This is a genomic window from Streptomyces yongxingensis (genome assembly GCF_055597465.1).
Genome location: NZ_CM145717.1, coordinates 8165520 through 8191892, shown reverse-complemented (window position 1 = coordinate 8191892; position 26373 = coordinate 8165520). Strand labels below are relative to the sequence as shown.

The following is a 26373-nucleotide window of genomic DNA, read 5'->3' as shown; positions in this document are numbered from 1 at the left end:
TCGACCGGGACTCGAGGGACCCCCAACGGGGTTTGCCGCGACGGCAAAGGCCGTCAGCAGCACTGCCACGTGAACAGGGCCTTCTCGAAGCGGCCCGCGGCGAGGTCCTCGGGGCGGATCAGCCAGTACAGCGCGCCGCTGTCGCCCCACATCATGTCCGCGTCCTCATCGGAGTCGAACTGCGCGAGCAGCACCCAGCGCCCCGCCTCCTCCTCGAGCCGTGGGTCCTCCCAGGACACCTCCCGCCCGCCCAGCGCGCCGTGGGCCACCACGATCTCCACCGCGCCCTGCACGGACTGGGCATGGCCGCCGATCTGATGGGCGACACCACTCTGGTGGCCCCATATCGCCCTCGTGAACGCGTCCGGGAACGCGTCCTCGCCGAACGCCGCGGTCAGCGCGGGCAGATCGAAGTCGGGGGCGCTCGGGCCGACCCGGACGGTCAGCGGCACCTCCGGGTACGGGGTGAGACCGGCCGGTGCGGGCCGTTCGGGCGCGTCGGCGGGCGCGGGCGGGAGGTGGAGCACCCGGGCACCGGCCCAGGTGTCCGGGTCGGCGGTGTCGACCAGCGCGTCGTCGTCCTCGTCGCCGTAATAGAAGAAGGCCAGGCGGCCGTCGGCGGGCAGTGGTATGTCCAGCTCCTCCCGATGCAGCGCGGCGCAGTCCACCTCCGCGACGAACGCCAGCGGGCCGTGCCCCTCCCACACCGGCCAGTCCGTGCCCTCGGGCAGCCGGGGGAGTCCGCCGAGCCGGCCGACGACCGGATCGGCCGCCCCGGCCCGGCGGAGGTGGGCGGCCGGGCGCAGCAGCCCGATCCAGCGGTCGGCGAGGTCGGCGGGCAGGTGAGTGCGGGCCAGGGTGTGCAGCGCGTCGGGCTCGGTCGTCATGCGGACCATGATGGCGGGGGCCACCGACAGCGGAACGGGGCCGACGCCGGACCGGGCCGACCACGGCGGGGCAGGTCACGGGAGAAGTCACTCCCCAGGTCAAGGAACCGTAAAGCGGGGACGTTCGTTACCCCGGGCATGACCGCTATGACACCCGGCTCGAACCTCCCCCTCTCCGTCGCGCGCGTGGCGGTTGACGTCACCGCTCCGGTGCGGCTCGACGTATCGGGCCTGCTGCTCACCGCCAACGGCAAAGTGCGTTCCGACGACGACTTCGTCTTCTACAACCAGCCCACCGGACCGGGCGTGACCCACCGCGCCGGGACGACGGGCGCGGGCGACACCATCACGGTGGACACCGCCGCCGTCCCCGCCGACATCGAGAAGATCGTGGTGACCGCGAGCCTGGACGCGCCCGGGGCGACGTTCGCGGGCACCGAGCCGACCGCCACCGTGCGCGGCGCGGACGACGGCGCGGTGATCGCCACGTTCACCCCGCCGCGGCTGGGCAACGAGACCGCGCTGGTGACCGTGGAGGTGTACCGGCGCAATGGGGCGTGGAAGGTGCGCGCGGTCGGGCAGGGGTACGCCAACGGCCTGGCGGGCATCGCCACCGACTTCGGCGTGACGGTCGAGGAGCCCGCCGCCCCCGCCACCCCCGCCGCTCAGACGCCGCCCCCGCCGAGCGGTCCGCCCGCCGGTTTCCAGCCCCCGCCGCCGATGCCGTCCGCTCCCCCGGCCGCGGCGCCCGCCGCCGCCCCGCCCGCCGCCGCGGCGGCCCCGGCCACCGGGAAGATCAACCTGGACAAGGGCCGGGTCAGCCTGCAGAAGAACCAGACGGTGTCCCTGGTCAAGGGCGGCCGCCCACTGCTCAGCTCGGTGAAGATGGGCCTCGGCTGGGAGCCCGCCTTCCGCGGCAAGGACATCGACCTGGACGCCTCCGTGATCGCCTTCGGTGTCGACCGCAAGAAGATCGACGCCTGCTTCTTCGGCAAGCTGGCCATCCTCAACGGCGCCATCCAGCACTCCGGCGACAACCTCACCGGTGAGGGCGGGGGCGACGACGAGTCCATCACCGTCCACCTCGGCGGCCTCCCGCCCGAGGTCACCGGCCTGGTCTTCACGGTCAACTCCTTCTCCGGCCAGAAGTTCACCGATGTGGCCAAGGCGTACTGCCGCCTGCTCGACGCCCAGACCGGCGAGGAGCTGGTCCGCTTCGACCTCACCCACGCCGAGCCGCGCACGGGCGTGATGATGGCGAAGCTGATCAAGCAGTTCTCGGGTGAGTGGGAGATGACCGCGATGGGCGAGTACGTGGACTCGCGCACCGTCCGAGGCATGGCCAAGCCCGCCGGCAAGGCCCTGTGAACCAACCCGCCGCCGCATGTCAGGCGTCTCCGGACACGGATTATTGAACCGATCGCGCCGACCGGTCCGAGGAAGCCGCGCTGCTCCTGCGTCACTGCGGCTGCCCGGCCCGGGCCCACGGCTCGGCATGCGCGAGCGAACCCGGGCCGGAGGCCGACAGCCCCGCCACGCGCGCCAGGCGGCGGTAGGAGTCCAGGAGGGCCTCGCGGTCGTAGGTGCTCGTCGTGACCAGCACCTCGTCGGCGTCGCTGCGCTCGATCAGCTCGTCGAGCGCGGCGGCGACCTCGTCCTCCGTGCCGTACAGCTGACCGCGCAGGCCGCGCTCGTAGAAGCCGCGCTCCTTCTCGGTCATCTCCCGGGCCTCGATCTCCGAGGCCGGGGCCAGGGGCGGGAAGACGCCGTGGGTGCGGGAGTGGGCCATCGACCATGCCTCGGGGAGCAGCAGCCCGCGGGCCTCCTCCATGGTGTCGGCGACCGCGACATTGCCCGAGACGACGACGTACGGGGCGGAGGACCACGCCGAGGGACGGAAGCCCGCGCGGTAGCGGTCGATCGCGCGCAGCATCTCGTCCCGGCCCCGCAGATCGCCGATCACCAGGGACAGTCCGGCCCGCGCCGCCAGATCCGCGCCGGCGCCGGTGGCCAGGACGAAGACGGGCAGCCGCAGCCCCTCCGCCGGGTGGGCGTGGACCTGGGGGTGCGCGTCCTGCTCGCCGGTGAACCAGCCGAGCAGCTCGTCCAGTTGGGCGCCGAAGTCCCGCGCGGCGTCCTTCTCGGCGCCCAGGGCGCGGCGGATGCCGTCGGTGAAGCCGACGGAGCGGCCCAGGCCCATGTCGATCCGGCCCGGGAAGAGGGATTCGAGCACCCCGAACTGTTCCGCCACGACCAGCGGGCGGTGGTTCGGCAGCATCACGCCGCCCGTGCCCACGCGGATGCGGACCGTCGCCGCCGCGACGGCGGACGCCAGCACCGTGGGCGCCGAACCGGCGACGCCGGGCACGCTGTGGTGCTCGGAGACCCAGAAGCGGTGGTAGCCGAGCGCCTCGGCGGCTTGCGCGAACCGTACGGTGTCGCGCAGCGCCTGCGACCGCTCCCGCCCCTGGCGGGTGCGGGAGCGGTCCAGGATGGAGAAGGGGGTGGTGCGCAGGCGTGAGGTCACGCCCACGTCAACGCATGCCCCGGCCGGGACGATTCCCCCGGGCCATGGGCATCAGCGCTGGCGGCGCCAGGGGCCGGTGATCGCGAGCATGATGCCCGGCACCTGGATGTTGGCGTACAGCGTCGATCCGTCGGGCGAGAAGACCACACCGGTGAACTCGCTGAACTCCGGCTCCTCCGCGGTGCCGATGTTCAGGTCGTTGCGCGCGATCGGGTACGTCCGGCCGTCCTCGGTCGCGCCGAAGAGGTGCTGGATGCCCTCGCCGTCCTCGGCGATGACCAGACCGCCGTACGGCGAGACGGTGATGTTGTCCGGGCCGTCGAAGGCGCCGTCCTTCGACGGGTCGGGGTTGACGCCCAGCAGCACCTTGAGGGTGAGGGTGCGGCGCTTGGGGTCGTAGAACCAGACCTGGCCGTCGTGCTGGGCCGGGCTCTCCTCACGGGCGTACGAGGAGACGATGTACGCGCCGCCGTCCGCCCACCACATGCCCTCCAGCTTGCGGGCCCGGGTGATCTCGCCGTCCTTGAACTGCTTGCGCACCGACACCGACTTCGCGTCGCGGTCCGGCACCGGAACCCAGTCCACGCCGTAGACCGTGCCGGTCTTGGTGGCGCGGGACAGGTCGTCCACGAAGCTGCCGCCCGAGTCGTAGCACTTGGGCGCCTGGAGCACGCCCGCGTCGTCCGTGAGCGTGTCGAGCTTGCCGCGGCCGTGCTCGAAGCCGTGCGGCGGGACCCAGCGGTAGAGCAGGCCGTTCGGGCCTGAGGCGTCCTCGGTGAGGTAGAGGTGGCCGCGCTTGGGGTCCACGACGACGGCCTCGTGGGCGTACCGGCCCAGGGCCTTGATCGGCTTCGGGTCGCGGTTGGCCTTGCGGTCGTGCGGGTCGACCTCGAAGACGTAGCCGTGGTCCTTGGTCATGCCGTTCTGGCCGGCCTTGTCCTCGGTCTCCTCACAGGTCAGCCAGGTGCCCCAGGGGGTGCGGCCACCGGCGCAGTTGGTGGCGGTGCCCGCGATGCCCACCCACTCGGTGACGTGGTCGCCGTGCTTGGAGACCTCGACGACGGTGCAGCCGCCGGAGGCCGCCGGGTCGTAGACCAGCCCCTCGGTCAGCGGGACCGGGTGCGGCCACTTGCTGCGGGGGCCGGCCAGCTCGTGGTTGTTGACCAGCAGCGTCGCACCGCGCGGGCCCTCGAAGGTGGCGGTGCCGTCGTGGTTGGACGGGGTGGACTCGCCGGACTCCAGCTTCGTCTCACCGGTACGGGTGATGATCTTGTAGCGGAAGCCCTTGGGGAGGGCCAGGATGCCCTTGGGGTCCGCGATGAGCGGACCGTAGCCGAGCGACGAGCCGCCGCCCTCGGTGCCCGCGACGCCCTCCTCGGTCGCCTCAGCGGCGAGCGCGCCGGGTGCGGTGGCGAGCACCCCCGCACTTCCGACCAGGGCGAACCCGGCCCCGGTGTACGCGGAACGCCTCGCGAAATCTCTTCGGCTGAGCGACATGTCTTCTCCCCAACGCAGGATGGTGTCCTCCGGACTGCGGCCATACGCTCCCGTCCCCGGCCGAACATCAGTTGAACGGCGTGCGACATCAACGGACGAATGGCCGCCGATCCCGTATACGGCGCGCAAAGCGATATGGCTCTACGCGCTCAACTCCCGAGACGGGGCCGGCCCCGCCCGCGCCCGCACCCGCGTCCGGGCGTGCCCGACGGACCACGCGGCGGAGCCGCACAGCGGTGCTTTCCCCTCCCCGCCCCTTCCCGATACCAGGGGCATTGCCCCTGGACCCCGGGGCCTGGCGCGGAGCCTCGCCACGCGGCGAAGCCCGGGACCTGGGGCAGAGCCCCGCCACACAGCGAAACCCGGGACCAGGGGCAGAGCCCCGCCACACAGCGAAACCCGGGACCAGGGGCAGAGCCCCGCCACACAGCGAAACCCGGGGCCCGGGGCAGAGCCCCGCCACACAGCGAAGCCCGGGGCCCGGGGCCCGGGGCAGAGCCCCGCCACACAGCGAAGCCCGGGGCCCGGGGCCCGGGGCAGAGCCCCGCCACACGACGAAACCCGGGGCCTGGGGCAGAGCCCCAGTTTCGGGAAGGGGCGGGTAGGGGAACAGCCCGCCGCTCGCCGGGGGAGGCGAGCCCCCCGGCGGCACGCCCGCGGCTGTTCCAGGCGCCCGCGGCTGTTCCAGGGGCGCGGTTACGCCCTGGAACGGGCCTTGAAGGCGGCCTTGCGGGCCTCCTTGGCGGCCTTCTTGTCCGGATGCAGGCGGCCCATCGCCTCCAGCACGTCCGCCGTCGCCGGGTGGTCCACCCGCCAGGCCGAGTCGAAGAAGCCGCCGGACTGGTCGACCAGGCCCCGCACCAGATCGCGCAGCTCCGCGGAGTCGCCCTCGGAGGCGAGCTGGGCCGCGAGGGTGTCCACGGTGAGCCAGAAGACCATCTCCTCCGACGGTTCCGGCACGCCCGTCACCCCGTGCTCGGCCAGCCAGACGCGGGCCAGCCCGCCCAGGTGGCGGTCGTCGAGCACCTCACGCAGGGCGGGCTCGGCCTCGGCCCCGGCCAGCGAGAGCGTCTGCTGGCAGGTGAGGCGGCGCAGCGGCGCGTCCTCGTCGTCGCCGCGGGCGGCGGCCAGCAGCTCGCGGGCGGCCTCCTCGGGCGTACGGCGGGCCAGCCACTGCTCGGCCTCGGCGTGCGCGGCGGGCTCGGGGTGGCCGGGGAGGGCGTCCAGCAGGATGTCGGCGCCCTTGTCGGCCAGGTCGCCGACGGCCGGGGCGTCGATGCCCGCCTCGAGCATCCGGGCCCGTACGGCGTAGACGCCGAGCGGGGTGAGCCGCACCATGCCGTAGCGGGAGACGTCCTCGTCCTCGAGCTCCTGGGCCGACTCCGGCTCCTGGATCCGGCCCTCGCCGTCGACCTCCTGGATCAGCGCCTCATCCACCGGCTGGTAGTCGACGAGGCCGGTCGGGGCGAGCAGCCGGAACTGGTCGTCCAGCCGCACCATCGCCTCGGAGACCTCTTCGAGGACGTCGTCGGTGGGCTCGTCCATGTCCTCGGGGACGAGCATGGAGGCGGCGAGCGCGGGCAGCGGTACGGGGGCCACGGCGGCCTCCTCGTCCAAGGCGGTCAGCAGATAGAGGTTGCCCAGCACCCCGTCGAGGAACTCGGCCTCCTCCTCCGGGTTCCAGTCGAGCGCGTCGAGGTCGAGCTCACCGCTCTCACCGATCTGGGCGGCGATGTCGCTCAGATCGGGGGCGGCGGCGTCGGCCAGCACCGTCTCGAAACCGTCGAGCCAGATGTCCAGGATGTCGCGGGGGCCGCCCTCGGTGATCAGCCGCAGCTCCTCACCGCTGGTCGCGACGGCGGAGAACTCGTCCTCGGCCGTCGCCTCGCCGGCCGCGTCAACACCGGCACCCTCGCCGTCGCCGTCGGCCCCCGTCGGCTCCTCGATCTCGACCAGCCCGGTGTCCACCGCGAGCTGCCACGCCTGCGCCGCGTGCAGCGGTCCGTCCTCGTCCCCCGCGAGCTCCAGCAGCTCGGTCGCCTCCCGCAGCTCGCCCTCCGGCAGCGCCCCGCCCGACGCCACCGGCTTCCCCTGCTCGGCCCAGCGGGCGAGCCGGACCGCGCGGGCGAGCAGCGGCGCGGCGAGTGCGTCCCGCGCGAGTTCCGCATCGGTGCGAAGCCGCACGGGCGGCATGGTGGGGCGCTCTTCTGGCATGGGCGGACGTCACTCCTCGAGGGCACGGAAGTCGCGGGCGCGGAGGTCGCGGGCGCGAATGCGGGGCTATGCGGCTGTGGGGCCATGGGTCCACGGGACCGTGAAGCCATGGGGGTACGGCGATGCGGGGCGTACCGGCGCGGGTGCGCGGATACGGCCCGGACCCCAGCGTAGACGGAACGGGACGGCACTTTCGTCCCGATGTGGTCCGCGCCCCGTCCCGCGCCCCTCCCGTGCCACATCACGCGCCGTATCCCGTGCCACGCATGCGGTGAATTCGGCCGACGGACTGAAGGGAACCGGCCACGGCGAAGGGCTGGGCCGTGGCCCTCGTTCATGTCCCCGTCCCGCTTCCGCCATGCCCGGGCCACCCGTCCTCCCTTGACAACTTCCGTGGCGAGGAAAGAGATTGACGCGCGTAGAGGCACATTCCTCGCCGTTCACTCCTGTCCGGAGGCCACCACCATGTCCCTTCGCGCCCCGCGCGGGCCCGTCGCCCTCACCGCCGTCGCCGCCTCCGCCCTCGCGGCCGGGCTGCTCGCCGTGCCCTCGTCGGCCTCCGCCGCCGAGGTCCGCATCCATGACATCCAGGGCAGCACCCGGATATCCCCGCTCGCCGGACAGCAGGTGAGCGACGTCCCCGGAACGGTCACGGCGATACGCGCCTTCGGCTCCTCGCGCGGCTTCTGGATCCAGGACACCCGGCCCGACAAGGACGCGGCCACCAGCGAGGCGATCTTCGTCTTCACCGGGTCGACCACGCCCTCGGTCGCCGTGGGCGACTCGGTGCTGGTCTCGGGGACGGTGTCCGAGTACTACCCGGGCGGCAAGGACGCCGGTGGGCAGTCGCTCACCGAGCTCTCCAAGGCGACCTGGACGGTCCGGTCCTCCGGCAACGCGCTGCCCGCCGCCTACCGGCTCAACCCCTCCACGATCCCCGACCGCTACACCCCGGACGCCGGTGGCGACTCCATCGAGGGGCTGACGCTGCGGCCGCGCTCCTACGCCCTGGACCGCTACGAGTCGCTGGAGGGCATGCGGGTCTCGGTCGAGAACGCCCCCGTGGTCGGCGCGACCAACACCTACAAGGAGCTGTGGGTCACCGCCGAGCCCCGCCACCAGCGCACCGCGCGCGGCGGCGCCCTCTACGGCTCGTACCGCGACCCGAACGCGGGCCGGGTGAAGGTGGTCTCGCTCCTCCCCTACGCCCAGCACCCCTTCCCCGTGGCGGACGTCGGCGACGCGCTGACCGGCACCACGGCGGGGCCGCTGGACTACGACAACTTCGGCGGCTACACGATCGCGGCCACCGCGATGGGCGAACTGGCCGACCACGGCCCGCAGCGGGAGACCACCCGCGAGCAGAAGGCGGACGAACTCTCCATCGCCACCTACAACGTGGAGAACCTCTCCCCCAAGACCGCCCAGTCGAAGTTCGACCGGCTGGCCACCGGGTTGGTGGAGCACCTCGCCTCGCCGGACATCGTCGCCCTGGAGGAGGTCCAGGACGACAACGGCGCGACGAACGACTCGGTGGTCAGCGCCGACGCCACGCTGAAGAAGCTCACCGACGCGATCAAGGCGGCGGGCGGTCCCGCGTACGAGTGGCGGCAGATCGACCCGGTGGACGACCAGGACGGCGGCCAGCCGGGCGGGAACATCCGCGTGGCGTTCCTCTACAACCCGGAGCGGGTCTCCTTCACCGACATCCCCGGCGGCGACTCCACCACCCCCGTGAAGGTCGAGAAGAAGGACGGCCAGGCCACGCTGTCGGCCTCCCCCGGCCGTATCGACCCGGCCAACGGCGTCTGGAAGGACAGCCGCAAGCCGCTGGTCGGGCAGTTCTCCTTCCAGGGCCGCCCGGTCTTCGTGGTCGCGAACCACTTCAACTCCAAGGGCGGCGACCAGGGCCTGGACAGCCGCTTCCAGCCCCCGGCCCGCTCCTCGGAGACCCAGCGCACCGGGCAGGCCACGGCGGTCAACACCTTCGTCAAGGCGCTGCTGAACGCCGACCCGAAGGCGTCGGTGGTCGTCGCGGGGGACCTCAACGACTACCAGTTCTCGCCCGCGCTGGCCGACCTCACCAAGGACGGTGTGCTGACGGACCTGGTGACCCGGCTGCCGAAGGACGAGCGCTACGGCTATGTCTACAACGGCAATTCGCAGGTGCTGGACCACATCCTGACCAGCCGCGCGCTGCGCCGCGCCGACTACGACATCGTGCACATCAACGCCGAGTTCTCGGACCAGTCCAGCGACCACGACCCGCAGGTGGTGCGGGTGCGCCCCTGAGGAAACCTTTCCTGGGCGGGGGGCCTGCCCCCGCCCGTTGTGGGCGATCGTCCTGCGGGGCGGGACCGGTGGGCACAACGCCACCCACCGGCCCGCACCCAGCGACGAAACCCAAAGGGCGCGCCCAGCGTCAGTTGTGGCTGTGCAGCGCCTCGTTCAGCCCGCCCCACGAGCCGGTGCGGGGCAGCGCCTCGACCGTGCCGGTGATGGAGTTGCGGCGGAAGAGGAGGTTGTTGACCCCGGAGAGCTCCAGGGCCTTGGCGATCTTGCCGTCCGGGAGCGTGACGCGGGTGCCCGCCGTCACGTACAGCCCCGCCTCGACGATGCAGTCGTCGCCGAGCGAGATGCCCAGGCCCGCCTCGGCGCCGAGCAGGCAGCGCTCGCCGATGGTGATCGTCTGCTTGCCGCCGCCGGAGAGGGTGCCCATGATCGAGGCGCCGCCGCCGACGTCGGAGCCGTCGCCGACCACGACGCCCGCGCTGATCCGGCCCTCGACCATGGAGGTGCCGAGCGTCCCGGCGTTGAAGTTGACGAAGCCCTCGTGCATGACCGTGGTCCCGGGGGCGAGGTGGGCGCCGAGGCGGACCCGGTCGGCGTCGCCGATGCGGACGCCGGCGGGGACGACGTAGTCGGTCATCCGGGGGAACTTGTCGACACTGGTGACCGAGAGCTGGAGCCCCTCGGCGCGGGCGGCGAGCCGGGCCCGCTCCACCTGGTCGGCGGCGACGGGGCCGAGCGAGGTCCAGGCGACGTTGGCGAGCAGGCCGAACTGGCCGTCCAGGCTCAGGCCGTGCGGCTTGACCAGCCGGTGGCTGAGCAGATGCAGCCGCAGATAGACGTCGTGAGCGTCCTGCGGCTTCTCGTCCAGCGAGGCGATGACCGTGCGGACGGCGACGACCTCGACGCCGCGTCGCGGGTCCGGTCCGACCGCCTTGAGGGCGGTCTCGCCCAGCAGCCGCGTGGTGCGCTCGGCATCGAGCCGCTCGGTCCCGGCCGGGCCGGGCTCGGCGGTCAGCTCGGGGGCCGGGAACCAGGTGTCCAGGACGGTGCCGTCCTCGGTGAGGGTGGCGAGACCGGCGGCGACGGCGCCGGTGGGGGCGGTGGTGGGTGCATCGGTCATGGTCGGAACGCTAACCGGAGCCGGGCCCGGGAGGCGAACCGGTCTCAGCGAACGGTCCCGCACGGTCCGCCGTGCGGGCGCGGCGAGCGGTCGGCCCGTCGTGCGGTCTCAGCGAGCGGTCGGCCCGTCGTCGCCGTCCCCGCCCATGACCCGCGCCAGCGCCGCGCGGGTGCCCTCCCGGTCGTACGGGCGGTCCGCCAGCAGCACCTGCAGGGTCAGCCCGTCGATCAGAGCCACCACCGCGCGCGCCGTGGCCGCGTCGGGCACCAGCCGCGTCAGCAAGCGGGCCATCTCGTCCAGGCACTCGGCGGCGAGCGGTCGCAGCCCCTCATGGCGCAGCGCGGCGAAGTACAGCTCGTACTCCAGCTCCATCCGCGCCCGGTCGCCCGTGATCTGGTCCTCCAGCCACCGGGCCAGCTCGTCCGCGGGCGGTGCGGCCGGATCGACGCCCTCCACCCAGCGCTTCACCTCCGCCAGCCACTCCGCGTTGATCTGGCGGAGCGCCGCGATCAGCAGGTCGTCGAGGGTCGCGAAATGGTAGGTCGTCGAGCCCAGCGGCACATCGGCCGCGGCGGCCACGGCCCGGTGGGCGAGCCCCGCGATGCCGCGCTCGCGGACCACGGCGGCCGCGGCGTCGATGATCCGCTGCCGCCGCTCGGGGTCGTAGCGGCGGCCCATCAGTGGGCGCCGTTCAGGTTGAGCACCACCACCCCGGCGATGACCAGCAGCACGCCCAGCACCTTCGCGGCGGTCATCGCCTCCCCCAGGAAGAGCATGCCGATCGCGGCGATGACGGCGGTCCCGGCCCCGGACCATATGGCGTAGGCGGTGCTGACGGAGATGGACTTGAGCGTGTGGGCGAGCAGCACGAAGGAGAGCAGATAGCCCGCGCCGGTGGCCAGCGAGGGCCAGAGCCTGCTGAAGCCTTCGCTGTACTTCATCGAGGTGGTCGCCAGGATCTCGGCCAGGATGGCCCCGGAGAGCGTCACATATGCCATGCGTACGAGCGTACACAACGATGCGTACGGGCGTACACAACCGGATTGCGGGGGTCCGGACATACGAGTGGCCCCCGCGCCGAAGCGCGGGGGCCACTCGAAAAACCTGGGAGGAGCTGTCAGACGTTGAAGCCGAGCGCGCGCAGCTGCTCACGTCCATCGTCGGTGATCTTGTCCGGGCCCCACGGCGGCATCCAGACCCAGTTGATCCGCAGCTCGTTCACGATGCCGTCGGTGGCGGACTTGGCCTGGTCCTCGATGACATCGGTCAGCGGACAGGCCGCCGAGGTGAGCGTCATGTCGATGGTGGCGATATTGCCGTCGTCGACATGGATGCCGTAGACCAGACCGAGGTTGACCACGTCGATGCCCAGCTCGGGGTCCACGACGTCGTACAGGGCCTCGCGGACCTCTTCCTCGCTGGCGGGCTTGGTGGTGGTGGTCACGTTCTCACTCATGCGGTCTTCCCTCCAGCGGTCTCGCCCAGCGCCTGCGCCGTGGCGTCCTTCCACGCCATCCAGCTCAGCAGGGCGCATTTCACACGGGCCGGGTACTTGGAGACACCGGCGAACGCGATCGCGTCCTCCAGCACCTCCTCCATGGCGTCGTCCGGCTCGGCCTTGCCCTTGGACTGCATCAGCTCCAGGAAGGTCTCCTGGATTCTGCGGGCCTCGGCGAGCTCCTTGCCCACCAGCAGCTCATTGAGCACCGAGGCGCTGGCCTGGCTGATGGAACAGCCCTGACCCTCGTAGCTCACGTCCTCGATGGTGTCGCCGTCAAGCCGCACCCGGAGCGTGATCTCGTCACCGCAGGTGGGATTGACGTGGTGTACCTCTGCGTCGCCGTTCCTCAGCCCCCGGCCATGGGGGTTCTTGTAGTGGTCCAGGATCACGTCCTGGTACATCGAATCCAGCTTCACGCGGCACGCCCCTACCCGAAGAAGTTCCGTACGTGCTCCAGGCCCTCCACCAAGGCGTCGACCTCGGCCGGCGTGGAGTACAGATAGAACGACGCTCGGGTGGTCGCCGGAATTCCGTAGCGCAGGCACACGGGGCGGGCGCAGTGGTGGCCGACCCGGACCGCGATCCCCTGCTCGTCCAGCACCTGGCCCACATCGTGGGGGTGGATGTCGCCGAGCGTGAAGGAGATCGTGGCACCGCGCTCCTCGGCGGTGGTGGGGCCGATGATGCGCAGGTCCGGCACCTCCAGGAGCCTGCCGACCGCGTAGTGCGTGAGGGCGTGCTCATGGCGGGTGATGTTGTCCATGCCGATCGAGGTGAGGTAGTCCACGGCCGCGCCGAGGCCGACGGCCTGGGCGATCGGGGGCGTACCGGCCTCGAACTTGTGCGGCGCCGGGGCGTAGGTGGACGAGTGCATCGAGACGGTCTCGATCATCTCGCCGCCGCCGAGGAACGGAGGCAGGTCCTCCAGCAGCTCCTGGCGGCCCCACAGCACCCCGATACCGGTCGGGCCGCACATCTTGTGGCCGGTGAAGGCCACGAAGTCGGCCTGGAGCGCCTGCACGTCCAGCAGCATGTGCGGGGCGGCCTGGGAGGCGTCGATCACCACGAGGGCGCCGACGTCCTGGGCGCGGCGGACGATCGCCTCGACCGGGTTGACCGTGCCGAGGATGTTGGAGACCAGCACGAACGAGACGACCTTGGTCTTCTCGGTGATGATCTGCTCTATCTCCGACAGGTCGAGGCGGCCGTCCTCGGTGAGGCCGAACCACTTCAGCTTCGCGCCGGTGCGCTGCGAGAGCAGCTGCCACGGAACGATGTTGGAGTGGTGCTCCATCTCGGTGATGACGATCTCGGTGTCCTGGTCCACCCGGTAGGGCTCATCGGCCCAGCCGAGCATGTTGGCGACCAGGTTCAGCGACTCCGACGCGTTCTTGGTGAAGATCACCTCGTCGCGGCTGGGAGCGTTGATGAAGGCGGCGACCTTGTCTCGGGCGCCCTCGTACAGCGCCGTGGCCTCCTCGGCGAGCACATGGACGCCCCGGTGCACATTGGCGTTGGAGCGCTCGTAGTAGTCGTTCAGCACGTCCAGCACCTGGCGCGGCTTCTGCGAGGTCGCCGCGTTGTCCAGGTAGACGAGCCGCTGGCCGTCGTGGACGACCCGGTCCAGGATCGGGAAATCCTTGCGGATCGCCTCGGTGTCGAGGAGGCCCGGCAACTGTGTCACTCGGACGCGCCTCCCTTCACGTACGCCTCGTAGCCCTCTTCTTCCAGCTTGTCGGCGAGCTCGGGACCGCCGGACTCGGCGATCCGGCCCGCCGCGAAGACGTGGACGTGGTCGGGCTTGATGTACCGCAGGATGCGGGTGTAGTGGGTGATCAGCAGGGTGCCCACCTGGCCGGACTCGCGGACCCGGTTGACGCCCTCGGAGACCACCCGCAGCGCGTCCACGTCGAGGCCGGAGTCGGTCTCGTCGAGGATCGCGATGGCCGGCTTCAGCAGCTCGAGCTGGAGGATCTCGTGGCGCTTCTTCTCACCGCCGGAGAAGCCCTCGTTCACGTTCCGCTCGGCGAAGGAGGGGTCGATGTGGAGGCGCTCCATGGCCTCCTTGACCTCCTTGACCCAGGTGCGGAGCTTGGGCGCCTCGCCGCGGATCGCGGTCGCGGAGGTGCGCAGGAAGTTGGAGACCGAGACGCCGGGGACCTCGACCGGGTACTGCATGGCGAGGAAGACACCGGCGCGGGCGCGCTCGTCGACGGACATCGCGAGCACGTCCTCGCCGTCCAGCGTCACGGTGCCGCCGGTGACCGTGTACTTCGGGTGACCGGCGAGCGAGTAGGCCAGGGTGGACTTGCCGGAGCCGTTGGGGCCCATGATGGCGTGCGTCTCGCCCTGCTTCACGGTCAGGTCGACACCGCGCAGGATCTCGCGGGGACCGCCCTCGGCGTCGACGGAAACGTGCAGGTCGTGGATCTCAAGCGTGGCCATGGGTGCCTCAGGACTCCTGGGTGACGGAGACGAGCACATCGTCCCCTTCGATCTTTACGGGGTATACGGGGACCGGGCGCGTCGCGGGGAGGCCGGACGGCTTGCCGGTGCGCAGGTCGAAGCTGGAGCCGTGCAGCCAGCACTCGATCTGGCAGTCCTCCACCTCGCCCTCGGACAGCGAGACGTTCGCGTGCGAGCAGATGTCGTTGACCGCGAACACCTCGCCCTCGGTGCGTACCAGAGCGACCGGCACGCCCTCGAGCTCGACCCGCTTGGGGGTGTCTTCCTCGAGTTCGTCCAGCGCACAGGCGCGTACGAAGGTCGGGGTCATCCTACGGACGCCTCCAGCTCGGCCTCGATCTTGTCGATGAGCCGCTCCTCCAGCTCGGGGAGCCCGATCTGCTGGACGAGCTCGGCGAAGAAGCCGCGGACCACCAGACGGCGGGCCTCGTCGGCCGGGATGCCGCGGGCCATCAGGTAGAACAGCTGCTCGTCCTCGAAGCGGCCGGTCGCGCTCGCGTGACCGGCGCCGACGATCTCACCGGTCTCGATCTCCAGGTTCGGCACCGAGTCGACGCGGGCGCCGTCGGTGAGGACCAGGTTGCGGTTGAGCTCGTAGGTGTCGGTGCCCTCCGCGGCGGCCCGGATCAGCACATCGCCGATCCACACCGCGTGCGCCTCCGCGCCCTGCAGCGCGCCCTTGTAGGCCACGTTGCTGCGGCAGTGCGGGGTGTCGTGGTCGATGAAGAGCCGGTGCTCCTGGTGCTGGCCGTTGTCGGTGAAGTACAGGCCGTAGAGCTCGGCCTCACCGCCCGGGGCGCCGTAGACGACCCGCGGGTGGAGCCGCACCAGGTCGCCGCCGAAGGTGACGACCACGGACTTGAAGGTGGCGTCCCGGCCGACCAGCGCGGTGTGCTGACCGGCGTGGACCGCGGTGTCGCCCCAGTCCTGGATCGAGACCACGGTGAGCTTGGCGCCGTCGCCGATCAGGTACTCCACATTGGCGGCGACCGTGGCGTCACCGGTGTGGTCGATGACCACGACCGCCTCGGCGAAGGCGCCGATCTCGATCACCTGGTGGCCGAAGGCGGTGCCGCCCTCGCCGTGCACGGCGATCCGCACCGGCTCGGTGAGCACCGTCTCCTTGGGCACCGAGACGACCGACGCCTTCTCGAAGGAGCTGTACGCCTGCGCCGCCACCCGGTCCACCGGCTTGCCGGCCTTCCCCAGGCGCGCGTCGTCACGGCCCACGGTCTCGACCGTGACGCCCGCGGGGGCGATCACCTCGACCTTGACGCCGCCGTCGGCGACGGCCGTGCCGTCGTGGAGACCGCGCAGCCGCTCCAGCGGGGTGAACCGCCACTCCTCCTCGCGGCCATGGGGCACCGGGAAGTCGGCCACGTCGTACGACGCGAGCGCGCTCACCCGGGCATCGGTGGGCTGGCCCACCTGGATGACGCCGTCCGTGGTGGATCCGGCCGGGATGGTTTCAGCCATGGCTGTCGTACTGCTCTCTTTCTGCCTGATGGGCCTAATGGGGTGCCCGGGCGGAGGACTTCAGCCCTCCGCCGGGCGGGGAGGGAGGTGGCGTCAGCCGACCGCGCCCTCCATCTGCAGCTCGATCAGCCGGTTGAGCTCCAGCGCGTACTCCATGGGCAGCTCGCGCGCGATCGGCTCGACGAAGCCGCGCACGATCATCGCCATGGCCTCGTCCTCGGACAGACCGCGGCTCATCAGGTAGAAGAGCTGGTCGTCGCTGACCTTGGAGACGGTCGCCTCATGGCCCATGGACACGTCGTCCTCGCGGACGTCCACATACGGGTAGGTGTCCGAGCGGGAGATCGTGTCGACGAGCAGGGCGTCGCACAGCACATTGGACTTGGAGCCCTCGGCGCCCTCGCCGATCTCGATCAGACCGCGGTAGGAGGTGCGGCCACCGCCGCGCGCCACCGACTTGGAGACGATGTTCGACGAGGTGTGGGGGGCCATGTGGACCATCTTGGCGCCGGCGTCCTGGTGCTGGCCCTCGCCCGCGAAGGCGATGGACAGGGTCTCGCCCTTGGCGTGCTCACCCATCAGGTAGACGGCGGGGTACTTCATGGTCACCTTGGAGCCGATGTTCCCGTCGACCCACTCCATGGTCGCGCCCTCGTAGGCCACGGCGCGCTTGGTGACCAGGTTGTAGACGTTGTTCGACCAGTTCTGGATGGTCGTGTAGCGGCAGCGGGCGCCCTTCTTGACGATGATCTCGACGACCGCGGAGTGCAGCGAGTCCGACTTGTAGATCGGCGCGGTGCAGCCCTCGACGTAGTGGACGTAGGCGTCCTCGTCGACGATGATCAGCGTCCGCTCGAACTGGCCCATGTTCTCGGTGTTGATGCGGAAGTACGCCTGGAGCGGGATCTCCACGTGCACGCCCTTCGGCACGTAGATGAACGAGCCGCCGGACCAGACCGCCGTGTTCAGCGAGGCGAACTTGTTGTCACCCGCCGGGATCACGGTGCCGAAGTACTCCTTGAAGAGCTCCGGGTGCTCCTTGAGCGCGGTGTCGGTGTCCAGGAAGATGACGCCCTGCTCCTCCAGGTCCTCACGGATCTGGTGGTAGACGACCTCGGACTCGTACTGGGCCGCGACACCCGCGACGAGGCGCTGCTTCTCGGCCTCCGGGATGCCCAGCTTGTCGTACGTGTTCTTGATGTCCTCGGGCAGGTCCTCCCAGGAGGCGGCCTGCTGCTCGGTGGAGCGGACGAAGTACTTGATGTTGTCGAAGTCGATACCCGACAGGTCCGAGCCCCAGGTGGGCATGGGCTTCTTGTCGAAGAGCCGCAGGCCCTTCAGGCGGAGCTTGAGCATCCACTCCGGCTCGGACTTCTTCGCCGAGATGTCGCGTACGACCTCCTCGGAGAGGCCGCGCTTGGCCGAGGCGCCGGCCACGTCGGAGTCGGCCCAGCCGTACTCGTAGTTGCCCAGGCCCTCGAGCTCGGGGTGAGCGGTCTCCGTGGGGAGAGTCATTCGGGGTTCCTCCCGGCCGTGCTGGCAGATGCGGTGGTGGTCTTGGTGGTGCTGGTGTCGGTCTTCTCGACCTTGCCGGTCTTCGGAATGAACGTCGTGCACACCCCGTCGCCATGGGCGATGGTGGCCAGACGCTGCACATGGGTTCCGAGCAGCTGGGAGAAGACCTCGGTCTCCGCCTCACACAGCTGCGGATATCGCTCGGCTGCGTGGGCGACCGGGCAGTGGTGCTGGCAGAGCTGTTCGCCGACCGGCGCGCTGCGCGCCGTAGCAGCGTACCCGTCCGCGGAGAGTGCTCCGGCGAGCGCTTCGGTGCGGCGGCCGGGGGCGGCGGCCTCGACGGCGCCGCGGTACCCCTCCGCCTGGGCGGCGAGCCTGGCGCGGGCGAACGCCGCGACCGCGGCACGCCCCGCCTCGCCGCCTCCGGCACTCTGCTCGATCCAGCGGAGAGCGTCGACGGCGAGCTTGTCGTATGCCTGGTCGAAGGCGTCGCGACCGCAGTCGGTGAGCGCGAAGACCTTGGCCGGGCGGCCGCGCCCCCGCGCCCCGTACACCCTCTTCTCTCGGGGCTCGACGACGCCGTCGGCGACGAGGGTGTCCAGGTGGCGGCGGACGGCCGCCTGGGTCAGCTCCAGCCGCACGGCGAGTTCCGCCGCGGTGGAGGGACCGTGGTCGAGGATGGAGCGCGCCACCCGGTTGCGGGTGCCGTGCTGCTCTTCCGGCGCGGACGCGGGCGTGCCAGACCGCGCGGCCACTTCGGCCGCGCGTTCGTTCGAAGCCTCGCTCGCGTATTTCACAACGCCATTGTTGCGTAATTCTCCGGTGAGGTACAACCGGGGAGTTCGCCGGTTCCGGTGGGGTACATCACTTAGGTCTACCTAAGTCCGAGACGGGGGTTCACCTGCGGCGACACGTCCGGGTCCGGTCGGCGGGCGCCGCGGCTTCCGGCCCTGCCGCCCACGGACGGCCCTGGCATTCGTAGACTGCCGGGCATGCGAGAAGAGCCCGCGGTCGACATCGTCGGCCTGGTCAAGCGGTACGGCCCGAAGACCGCGGTCGACGGGCTCGATCTGTCCGTCGGCCGGGGGACCGTGACCGCCGTACTGGGCCCCAACGGAGCCGGTAAGACCACCACCGTCGAGACCTGTGAGGGGTACCGCCGCCCCGACGCCGGGACGGTCCGGATATTCGGGCTCGACCCGGTCGCGGACGCCCCGGCGCTGCGCCCCCGGGTCGGGGTGATGCTCCAGTCCGGAGGCGTTTATTCCGGCGCGCGCGCAGAAGAGATGCTGCGCCACACCGCCTCCCTCCACGCACATCCGGTGGATGTGAATCTGCTGATCGAGCGGCTCGGCCTCGGCTCCTGCGGCCGGACCACCTACCGGCGGCTCTCCGGGGGCCAGCAGCAGCGGCTCGCGCTCGCCATGGCCGTCGTCGGCCGCCCCGAGCTGGTCTTCCTCGACGAGCCGACCGCCGGACTCGATCCGCAGGCCCGCCGCGCCACCTGGGACCTCATCCGCGATCTGCGGGACGACGGGGTCACCGTGATGCTGACGACCCACTACATGGACGAGGCCGAGCAGCTCGCCGACGATGTGGCGATCATCGACGGCGGCAAGGTGATCGCCCGGGGCACCCCGGAGGAGCTGTGCCGGGGCGGCGCCGAGAACACCCTGCGCTTCATCGGCCGCCCCGCGCTCGACCTGGCCTCGCTGCTCAAGGCGCTGCCCGCCGACTCCACGGCCGCCGAGCTGACGCCCGGCTCGTACCGCGTCACCGGCAAGGTCAACCCCCAGATGCTGGCCACCGTCACCTCCTGGTGCGCGCAGAACGGGGTGATGCCGGACCGGATCTCGGTCGAACGGCACACCCTCGAGGACGTCTTCCTGGAGCTCACCGGTAAGGAGCTGCGAGCGTGACCGCCACGGGCACTTTTCTCCCCAAGCCGGGGGCGGCCCCGCTGCCGCGGATGATCCGGGCGCAGGCCGCGCTGGAGACCCGGATGCTGCTGCGCAACGGCGAGCAGCTGCTGCTGACCGTCGTCATCCCGTCCCTGGTGCTGGTGCTCTTCAGCACCGTCGACATCGTCGACACCGGCGCCGACGGCAGCACGGTGGACTTCCTGGCGCCCGGTGTGCTGGCGCTCGCCGTACTGTCCACGGCGTTCACCGGACAGGCCATCGCCACCGGCTTCGAGCGGCGCTACGGCGTGCTCAAGCGGCTCGCGGTCTCACCGCTGCCGCGGTGGGGGCTGATGGCCGCCAAGACCTGTGCGGTGCTGGTCACCGAGGTGATGCAGATCGTGCTGCTGACCGCGATCGCGCTGGCGCTCGGCTGGTCGCCGCACGGCGACCCGCTCTCCGTGGCGCTGCTGCTGATCCTGGGCACCGCGGCGTTCTCCGGCCTCGGGCTGCTGATGGCGGGCACCCTGAAGGCCGAGGCGACCCTGGCCGCCGCCAATCTGGTCTTCCTGCTGCTGCTCGTGGCCGGTGGCGTCATCGTGTCGCTGGACAAGTTCCCGGGCGCCGTGCGGAGCGCGCTGGAGCTGCTGCCGATCTCGGCGCTCTCGGGCGGGCTGCGGGACGTCCTCCAGGACGGGGCCGGGATGCCGTGGCGGGATCTGGGGATCCTGGCGGTCTGGGCGGTGCTGGGGCTGGGCGCGGCGGCCCGCTTCTTCCGCTGGGAGTAAGCCCGAGTTCTGCCGGGAGCAGTCCGCGCCGACCCTCGCGACCTGCGGCTTTACCGGAACACAACCCCTCGTGAAAAGCTGCACAAGCGGCGGCCTACGATGGGCGGGTGCCGAATTCGCTGAATCCGTTCGAGCTGATCGCCCGGCGCTGGCAGCCCTCCGCGCGCTTCGTGGAGCGGGCCGCGCTGGCCACCGTGGTGATGGCCGTGGTCATCGTGGTGACCGGGGGCGCGGTCCGGCTCACCCAGTCCGGCCTGGGCTGTGACACCTGGCCCAAGTGCACCCCGTCCAGCCTGACGCCCACCGCCGACATGGGCATCAACGGCGTCATCGAGTTCACCAACCGCATGCTGACGTACGTCCTGTGCGTCTTCGTCGGTGTGCTGATCATCGCCGCCCGGGCCCGTACGCCGGTGCGCCGATCCCTCACCCGGCTGGGCTGGACCCAGTTCTGGATCGTGATGGGCAACGCCGTCGTCGGCGGCATCGTGGTCCTCACCGGACTCAACCCGTACATCGTCAGCTCGCACTTCCTGCTGTCCTCCGCGCTCCTCACGGTCGCGATGGTGGTCTGGCAGCGGGCTCGCGAGGGTGACGGCGAGCCACGCGACCTCATCGCCCGCCCGGTGCGCCAGCTGACCTGGCTGTTGGTCGGCGCGACCCTCGCGCTGATCCTGATCGGAACGGTGGTCACCGGCGCGGGCCCGCACGCCGGTGACGCCCGTAAGGTGCACCGCATCCCGCTGAACTGGCAGGAGATCACCCAGCTGCACGTGGACTTCGTCTACATCGTGCTGGGCCTCACCGTCGCCCTGTGGTTCACCCTGCGGGCCGTGAAGGCCCCCGCCGCCCAGCGCCGTACGGTCCTGGAGCTCCTGGTCGTGCTGCTCGCGCAGGGCGTGGTCGGGTACGTGCAGTACTTCACCCATCTGCCCGAGGTCGTCGTCGGCATCCACATGCTCGGCTCCTGCCTGGTGTGGATCGCGGTGCTGCGGGTGCTGCTCGCCCAGCGCGAGCGCGCCGCGCTTCCGGCGGCCGGGCCCGCCCCCACCGGCGACCACGAGGCCGTTCAGCCCGAGCCGGCCGCGTCCAGCCGGTAGACCCGGCGCGCGGTCCCGGCCGCGACCAGCCCGGCGATCCGCTGGGCCTCGGCCCGGGTGCAGATCCCCTCGCCGACCCACTCGTCCGCCAGCCGGGCCATGGCCTGACCGAACAGCCGGGACGCGGTCACATACAGCTCGGGCAGCGCCCGCGCGCCCGTCGAGAACAGCAGCTTGCCGAACGGCGCCTCGCCCAGGGTCTCCCCGGGCCGCGGCCCGGCGTCCGCGTAGACGTGCGGGAAGGCCGCGGCGAGCTGGGCCGCCCGCCGGTGGTGCGGCCGGTCCGGCAGCAGCACCAGATCGGTGCCGAAGCCCGCCGTGGCGCGCAGGAAGCCGATGAGCGACTGCGGATCGGCGCAGTGCAGCTGCACCGGAAGGCCGGTCGCCACGGCGCTCCACAGCAGATGCTGGGCGAGCGCGGGGTCGGGGGCGCGGCCCGGGGCCGGGCGCACGGTGAGCGCGAGCCAGCGGGCGGCGGCGCGCCGCACCTCGCGCGGGTCGGGCGGGATCTCGTCGCAGAAGGCGATCCCCATGGCGAAGGCGGTCGCGTGCTGGGCCGCCGCGTACAGCGCCTCCGCGGTGTTGCCGATGAAGGCGTCGACCGTGCCGGAGGTGTCGGCGACCTGCTCGGCCAGCGGCTCCAGCCGGATCACCTCGAGGACCGTGCCGTCGGCGGCCGCGGCCAGCTCGTCCGGGGTGCTGAGGTCGTCCCGGGCGCCGGACTCCAGCAGGAAGGTGCCGATGCCGGCGCCGCGCAGCAGCAGCCGCGCGGCGCGGTAGGCGCCCAGCTCACGGCGGCGGGCGAGATAGCTGACGGGCGCGCAGTGGGGCTCCATGCCCAGCAGCGGGGGGCACCAGCGGCGCACCGCGAGGCCGGTCCAGCTGTCGAAGAAGGTGGTGCCGGCCGGGGCCGCGCCCGACCCGGCGGCGGCCGCCAGATGGGTTTCGAACGAGCCGACTCCGAGCTCGCCGTCGACCGTGCCGTGGCTGTGCTGGTCGACCAGCGGCGGCAGGGTGATCGGCCCCGCCGCCGGGCCCGGCCCGTCGCGGGGGACCGGACCGGTCGGCGAGCCCACGGTGTCCGGGGAGTCCGTCGCCTCGTGCATCGCCGCCCGCCTCCTCGCCCTCCGGCATCGATGGGCTTAACGGACGGAAGGGGCGCGAGGTGTCGCCGGACCCGCGTCCAGGCGTTCTACGAGGCGGCTGCCGGAGGGTTGCCGGGTCCGCCGAGCTGGATGCCCGCCATGCGCGTCCACTCGTACGGACCGGTGCGGACCTTGGCGGCGAGCTCGCCGTCGAAGTCGTCCCTGACGGTCAGCCCGGCGATCTCGGCGGCGCGCCGCGCGCTGTCCCGGGAGGGGGCCACGAGTACGCCCCATTCGCCGTCGGCGCCGACGAGGGCGATCCGGACGGCGCCGCGCCCGATGTGGGCGATCTGCCCCTCGGCGCCGCCGTGGCTCCCGGCGAAGGCCGTGATCTGGCGGGCGAGCCGCTCGGCCCGCTTCTCGTCCTTGGAGGGCTTGGACGGCTTGGCCGGTGCTTCCGGCGCGGAAGGCTGGGCGGCCGACTCGCCGCTCTCGGGCGTCTCCGGCTGGGTGGTGTCTGCCATACAGGCGATGCTACCCGCCGGTAATCACCGCAGGAAAGGGTCCACGGCCACGGCGACGAACAGCAGCGACACATAGGTGATCGACCAGTGGAACAGCCGCATCTCCTTGAGCTTCGCACCCGTGATCCCGGCCCTGGCGCGCGCCTGGAGACCGTGCGCCTCCTTGAGCCAGAACCCGCCCAGTACAGCCGCGACGGCCGGGTAGAACCAGCCGGTGTAGCCCAGCGGCCACAGCAGCAGCGAGACGCCGACCATGGCCCAGCTGTAGAGGACGATCTGGCGCGCGACCGCCTTGTTGCCCGCGATCACCGGCAGCATCGGCACGCTGGCCCGCTCGTAGTCGTCCTTGACCTTCATCGACAGCGGCCAGTAGTGCGGCGGCGTCCAGAAGAAGATGACGAGGAAGAGGATGACCGCGGCCCAGGAGACCTCGTTGGTCACCGAGGACCAGCCGATGAGCACGGGCATGCAGCCCGCGATGCCGCCCCAGACGATGTTCTGCGAGGTGCGGCGCTTGAGCCACATCGTGTAGACGACGACGTAGAAGACCAGCGCACCGAGCGACAGCATCGCGGACAGCGGGTTGACCAGCGCCCAGAACCAGGCCGTCGACCCCGCCGCGAGCGCGAAGGCGAAGACGAGGCATTCCCGCGGCGAGACCATGCCGGTCACGAGCGGGCGCTGCGCGGTGCGCTCCATCAGCGCGTCGATGTCCCGGTCGTAATACATGTTGAACGCGGCGGCGCCACCGGCCGACAGATAACCACCGACACAGGTGGCGACCACCAGCCACAGGTCCGGGACGCCCTGGGCGGCCAGGAACATGACCGGCACCGTCGTCATCAGCAGCAGTTCGATGACGCGCGGCTTGGTCAGCGCCACGAACGCCTTGACACGGGCCCCGAACGGCCGGTGACCGGAGCTCGTTTCGCTCGTCTCGAGCACCCCCGCAGGACGGGATTCGACGGCCGTCACGCACACCCCTGGTGGAAGCAAGAACAAGCAAGCACCGGACATGAAGAGCCGGTAAAGACTTGCGCGTACCACGCCACTCTAGACGTAGCGGATGCGCCGCCCGCCGCCGGGGTCCCTCGTGTTGGAGGGGCACGGCAAGGCGCCCGTAAGACGGCCACGCCGGGGGGACGACGGGCCCGGCAGAGCCCCGGAACGGCGCCCTCCGTAGGGCCCGGGACGCCTTCCGGACAGACCCCGGAGGGAATGCGGCAACCTCGGAATTCGTTCCTTATGCCGTTGAGTGGAACTCGAAAAGATGACCGTTGTTCCAGGGGTAGGCTCGACAACGCCGGTGTACATACGGTCACCGGATTTCGACATTGTGGAGAGGAGCCCTGACTCAGGGTGAGCACCAAGCCGACTACCACAGACCTCGAGTGGACCGATCTGGACCAGCGAGCCGTCGACACGGCCCGGGTCCTGGCCATGGACTCCGTACAGAAGGTCGGTAACGGCCACCCTGGCACGGCCATGAGCCTCGCGCCCGCCGCGTACCTGCTCTTCCAGAAGCTGATGCGGCACGACCCCTCCGACGCGGGCTGGGCGGGCCGGGACCGCTTCGTCCTCTCCCCCGGGCACACCAGCCTGACCCTCTACGTCCAGCTGTACCTGGCGGGCTTCGGTCTTGAACTCGACGATCTGCGGTCGTTCCGCACCTGGGGCAGCAAGACCCCGGGCCACCCCGAGTTCGGCCACACCACCGGTGTCGAGACCACCACCGGCCCGCTGGGCCAGGGCATCGCCAACGCGGTGGGCATGGCGATGGCCGCCCGCTACGAGCGTGGCCTGTTCGACCCGGAGGCGCCCCAGGGCGCCTCTCCGTTCGACCACACCATCTGGGCGATCGTCTCCGACGGCGACCTGGAGGAGGGCATCTCCGCCGAGGCGTCCTCGCTGGCCGGCCACCAGAAGCTGGGCAACATCGTCGCCCTGTACGACGACAACCACATCTCGATCGAGGGCGACACCGCGACCGCGCTCTCCGAGGACGTGCTGAAGCGCTACGAGGCGTACGGCTGGCACGTCCAGCGCATCGAGCAGGCCGAGAGCGGCGACTTCGACGTCCACGCGCTGTACGCGGCGCTCAAGGCGGCGCAGGCCGAGACCGAGCGCCCCTCGATCATCGCGGCCCGCACGATCATCGCCTGGCCCGCCCCGAACGCGCAGAACACCGAGGCGTCCCACGGCTCGGCGCTCGGCGCCGACGAGGTCGCCGCCACCAAGCGCGTCCTCGGCTTCGACCCCGAGCAGCACTTCGCGGTCGACACGGACGTCATCAACCACACCCGCGCCCTGGTCGAGCGCGGCCGGGAGGCCCACGCCGCCTGGGACAAGAAGCTCCAGGAGTGGCGGAACGCCAACGCCGAGCGGGCCGCCCTGTTCGACCGGATCACCGCGGGCGAGCTGCCCGAGGGCTGGGAGAGCGCGCTGCCGGTCTTCGAGCCGGGCAAGGACGTCGCCACCCGTAAGGCGTCCGGCCAGGTGCTCAAGGCGCTCGGCGGGGTGCTCCCCGAGCTGTGGGGCGGCTCCGCCGACCTCGCGGGCTCCAACAACACCACGATCGACGCGTCCTCGTCCTTCCTCCCGAAGGGCAACCCGCTGCCGGAGGCCGACCCCTACGGCCGCACGATCCACTTCGGCATCCGCGAGCACGCCATGGGCTCGACCATGAACGGCATCGCGCTGCACGGCAACACCCGTGTCTACGGCGGTACCTTCCTGGTCTTCTCCGACTACATGCGCCCGGCCGTCCGGCTCGCCGCGCTGATGAAGCTGCCGGTCACCTACGTGTGGACGCACGACTCCATCGGCCTCGGCGAGGACGGCCCGACCCACCAGCCGGTGGAGCACCTGTCCGCGCTGCGCGCCATCCCGGGGCTGAACGTGGTCCGCCCGGCCGACGCCAACGAGACGGCCATCGCCTGGCGGGAGATCACCCGCCGCCACACCGCGAACCCGGCTCCGCACGGCCTGGCGCTGACCCGGCAGAACGTGCCGACCTACGAGGCCGACGAGAACGCCGCCAAGGGCGGCTACGTCCTCTTCGAGGCCGAGGGCGGCCGGCCTCAGGTCATCCTCATCGGCACCGGTTCCGAGGTGCAGCTCGCCGTGGAGGCGCGCGAGCAGCTCCAGGCCGCCGGAATTCCCACCCGCGTCGTGTCAATGCCCTCGGTCGAGTGGTTCGAGGAGCAGGACAAGGGGTACCGGGAGACAGTGCTGCCGCCGTCCGTCAAGGCCCGTGTGGCCGTCGAGGCGGGTATCGGCCTGACCTGGTACCGCTACGTCGGCGAGGCCGGCCGCATCGTCTCGCTGGAGCACTTCGGCGCCTCGGCCGACTACAAGGTGCTCTTCCGGGAGTTCGGCCTCACCGCCGAGGCCGTGGTCACCGCCGCCCGCGAGTCCCTCGACGCCGCCGGGCGCTGACCCCCACAGACGACCAAGTGCGACGAGTAGGAGAACACACCC

General features: G+C 71.4%; 24 protein-coding genes. 6 read left to right on the top strand and 18 right to left on the bottom strand.

Annotated features, from left to right (window positions below; all coding sequences use genetic code 11):
- Nucleotides 1–53: 53 nt before the first annotated feature.
- On the bottom strand, nucleotides 54–887 hold the full coding sequence (locus tag ACZ6TD_RS35150; RefSeq protein ID WP_471344607.1) for a YwqG family protein: 834 nt from the start codon (nucleotides 885–887) through the stop codon (nucleotides 54–56).
- Between the two features lie 147 nt (nucleotides 888–1034).
- Between ACZ6TD_RS35150 and ACZ6TD_RS35145 the strand changes: the two genes are divergently transcribed.
- Nucleotides 1035–2255 (top strand): TerD family protein, encoded by a 1221-nt coding sequence (locus ACZ6TD_RS35145; RefSeq protein ID WP_471358309.1) that lies wholly within the window; start codon nucleotides 1035–1037, stop codon nucleotides 2253–2255.
- Between the two features lie 91 nt (nucleotides 2256–2346).
- On the opposite strand, the gene ACZ6TD_RS35140 is transcribed toward ACZ6TD_RS35145, so the two are convergent.
- The 3 genes from ACZ6TD_RS35140 to ACZ6TD_RS35130 all read right to left on the bottom strand — a co-directional run bounded on the left by ACZ6TD_RS35140 (nucleotide 2347) and on the right by ACZ6TD_RS35130 (nucleotide 7125).
- A complete protein-coding gene (locus tag ACZ6TD_RS35140) occupies nucleotides 2347–3414 on the bottom strand; it encodes an LLM class flavin-dependent oxidoreductase (protein ID WP_471344606.1) in 1068 nt (355 codons plus the stop codon).
- A 51-nt stretch (nucleotides 3415–3465) separates the two neighbouring features.
- Nucleotides 3466–4911, bottom strand: a complete 1446-nt coding sequence (locus tag ACZ6TD_RS35135; RefSeq protein ID WP_471344604.1) for an alkaline phosphatase PhoX — start codon at nucleotides 4909–4911, stop codon at nucleotides 3466–3468.
- A 696-nt stretch (nucleotides 4912–5607) separates the two neighbouring features.
- Nucleotides 5608–7125 carry a hypothetical protein gene (locus ACZ6TD_RS35130; RefSeq protein ID WP_471344602.1) on the bottom strand — a complete coding sequence of 506 codons (1518 nt, stop codon included), beginning with the start codon at nucleotides 7123–7125 and terminating at the stop codon, nucleotides 5608–5610.
- Nucleotides 7126–7590: 465 nt separating this feature from the next.
- On the opposite strand from ACZ6TD_RS35130, the gene ACZ6TD_RS35125 reads away from it, so the two are divergent.
- On the top strand, nucleotides 7591–9417 hold the full coding sequence (locus ACZ6TD_RS35125; protein ID WP_471344601.1) for an endonuclease/exonuclease/phosphatase family protein: 1827 nt from the start codon (nucleotides 7591–7593) through the stop codon (nucleotides 9415–9417).
- 130 nt (nucleotides 9418–9547) lie between these two features.
- Here ACZ6TD_RS35125 and dapD read toward each other — a convergent pair whose 3' ends face one another.
- The 11 genes from dapD to ACZ6TD_RS35070 all read right to left on the bottom strand — a co-directional run bounded on the left by dapD (nucleotide 9548) and on the right by ACZ6TD_RS35070 (nucleotide 18292).
- Nucleotides 9548–10537, bottom strand: a complete 990-nt coding sequence (gene dapD / locus ACZ6TD_RS35120) for a 2,3,4,5-tetrahydropyridine-2,6-dicarboxylate N-succinyltransferase (RefSeq protein WP_471344600.1) — start codon at nucleotides 10535–10537, stop codon at nucleotides 9548–9550.
- A gap of 108 nt (nucleotides 10538–10645) precedes the next feature.
- A complete protein-coding gene (locus tag ACZ6TD_RS35115; protein ID WP_471344598.1) occupies nucleotides 10646–11215 on the bottom strand; it encodes a TetR/AcrR family transcriptional regulator in 570 nt (189 codons plus the stop codon).
- Complete coding sequence (locus ACZ6TD_RS35110; RefSeq protein ID WP_137977453.1) at nucleotides 11215–11535, bottom strand: DMT family transporter; 321 nt, start codon at nucleotides 11533–11535, stop codon at nucleotides 11215–11217. Before ACZ6TD_RS35110 ends, ACZ6TD_RS35115 begins: the two co-directional genes overlap by 1 nt.
- A 119-nt stretch (nucleotides 11536–11654) precedes the next feature.
- Nucleotides 11655–11993 (bottom strand): metal-sulfur cluster assembly factor, encoded by a 339-nt coding sequence (locus ACZ6TD_RS35105; protein ID WP_044577227.1) that lies wholly within the window; start codon nucleotides 11991–11993, stop codon nucleotides 11655–11657.
- Nucleotides 11990–12454 (bottom strand): Fe-S cluster assembly sulfur transfer protein SufU, encoded by a 465-nt coding sequence (sufU, locus tag ACZ6TD_RS35100; RefSeq protein ID WP_037949640.1) that lies wholly within the window; start codon nucleotides 12452–12454, stop codon nucleotides 11990–11992. The genes ACZ6TD_RS35105 and sufU overlap by 4 nt, the downstream gene beginning before the upstream one ends.
- 11 nt (nucleotides 12455–12465) lie before the next feature.
- The gene (locus tag ACZ6TD_RS35095) at nucleotides 12466–13722 is read right to left on the bottom strand and encodes a cysteine desulfurase (RefSeq protein ID WP_137977454.1); all 1257 of its coding nucleotides are present in this window, start codon (nucleotides 13720–13722) and stop codon (nucleotides 12466–12468) included.
- The gene (gene sufC / locus ACZ6TD_RS35090; RefSeq protein WP_471344596.1) at nucleotides 13719–14483 is read right to left on the bottom strand and encodes a Fe-S cluster assembly ATPase SufC; all 765 of its coding nucleotides are present in this window, start codon (nucleotides 14481–14483) and stop codon (nucleotides 13719–13721) included. The genes ACZ6TD_RS35095 and sufC overlap by 4 nt, the downstream gene beginning before the upstream one ends.
- A gap of 7 nt (nucleotides 14484–14490) precedes the next feature.
- Nucleotides 14491–14814: a bifunctional 3-phenylpropionate/cinnamic acid dioxygenase ferredoxin subunit gene (locus ACZ6TD_RS35085; protein ID WP_262702696.1), complete on the bottom strand. Its 324-nt coding sequence runs from the start codon at nucleotides 14812–14814 to the stop codon at nucleotides 14491–14493.
- Nucleotides 14811–15980: a Fe-S cluster assembly protein SufD gene (gene sufD / locus ACZ6TD_RS35080; protein ID WP_471344595.1), complete on the bottom strand. Its 1170-nt coding sequence runs from the start codon at nucleotides 15978–15980 to the stop codon at nucleotides 14811–14813. Before sufD ends, ACZ6TD_RS35085 begins: the two co-directional genes overlap by 4 nt.
- Before the next feature lie 93 nt (nucleotides 15981–16073).
- On the bottom strand, nucleotides 16074–17495 hold the full coding sequence (sufB, locus tag ACZ6TD_RS35075) for a Fe-S cluster assembly protein SufB (RefSeq protein WP_037949650.1): 1422 nt from the start codon (nucleotides 17493–17495) through the stop codon (nucleotides 16074–16076).
- Nucleotides 17492–18292 carry a helix-turn-helix transcriptional regulator gene (locus ACZ6TD_RS35070; RefSeq protein WP_471344593.1) on the bottom strand — a complete coding sequence of 267 codons (801 nt, stop codon included), beginning with the start codon at nucleotides 18290–18292 and terminating at the stop codon, nucleotides 17492–17494. Before ACZ6TD_RS35070 ends, sufB begins: the two co-directional genes overlap by 4 nt.
- Nucleotides 18293–18487: 195 nt before the next feature.
- Here ACZ6TD_RS35070 and ACZ6TD_RS35065 point away from each other — a divergent pair, with 195 nt between their 5' ends.
- The 3 genes from ACZ6TD_RS35065 (at nucleotide 18488) to ACZ6TD_RS35055 (ending at nucleotide 21284) form a co-directional block, all read left to right on the top strand.
- Nucleotides 18488–19414: an ABC transporter ATP-binding protein gene (locus tag ACZ6TD_RS35065; RefSeq protein WP_471344592.1), complete on the top strand. Its 927-nt coding sequence runs from the start codon at nucleotides 18488–18490 to the stop codon at nucleotides 19412–19414.
- Entirely contained in the window at nucleotides 19411–20184 is a 774-nt protein-coding gene (locus ACZ6TD_RS35060) for an ABC transporter permease (RefSeq protein ID WP_471344591.1), read from the top strand. Before ACZ6TD_RS35065 ends, ACZ6TD_RS35060 begins: the two co-directional genes overlap by 4 nt.
- Nucleotides 20185–20291: 107 nt before the next feature.
- Nucleotides 20292–21284 carry a COX15/CtaA family protein gene (locus ACZ6TD_RS35055; protein ID WP_471344590.1) on the top strand — a complete coding sequence of 331 codons (993 nt, stop codon included), beginning with the start codon at nucleotides 20292–20294 and terminating at the stop codon, nucleotides 21282–21284.
- On the opposite strand, the gene ACZ6TD_RS35050 is transcribed toward ACZ6TD_RS35055, so the two are convergent.
- From ACZ6TD_RS35050 to ACZ6TD_RS35040, 3 genes are all read right to left on the bottom strand, one after another.
- The gene (locus tag ACZ6TD_RS35050) at nucleotides 21254–22390 is read right to left on the bottom strand and encodes an amidohydrolase (protein ID WP_471344588.1); all 1137 of its coding nucleotides are present in this window, start codon (nucleotides 22388–22390) and stop codon (nucleotides 21254–21256) included. The two genes, ACZ6TD_RS35055 and ACZ6TD_RS35050, sit on opposite strands and share 31 nt — an antisense overlap.
- An 86-nt stretch (nucleotides 22391–22476) precedes the next feature.
- Nucleotides 22477–22893 carry a hypothetical protein gene (locus ACZ6TD_RS35045; protein ID WP_471344587.1) on the bottom strand — a complete coding sequence of 139 codons (417 nt, stop codon included), beginning with the start codon at nucleotides 22891–22893 and terminating at the stop codon, nucleotides 22477–22479.
- Between the two features lie 24 nt (nucleotides 22894–22917).
- Nucleotides 22918–23868, bottom strand: a complete 951-nt coding sequence (locus ACZ6TD_RS35040) for a heme o synthase (RefSeq protein ID WP_471344586.1) — start codon at nucleotides 23866–23868, stop codon at nucleotides 22918–22920.
- Between the two features lie 384 nt (nucleotides 23869–24252).
- Here ACZ6TD_RS35040 and tkt point away from each other — a divergent pair, with 384 nt between their 5' ends.
- On the top strand, nucleotides 24253–26331 hold the full coding sequence (gene tkt, locus ACZ6TD_RS35035) for a transketolase (protein WP_191065715.1): 2079 nt from the start codon (nucleotides 24253–24255) through the stop codon (nucleotides 26329–26331).
- Nucleotides 26332–26373: the final 42 nt, after the last annotated feature.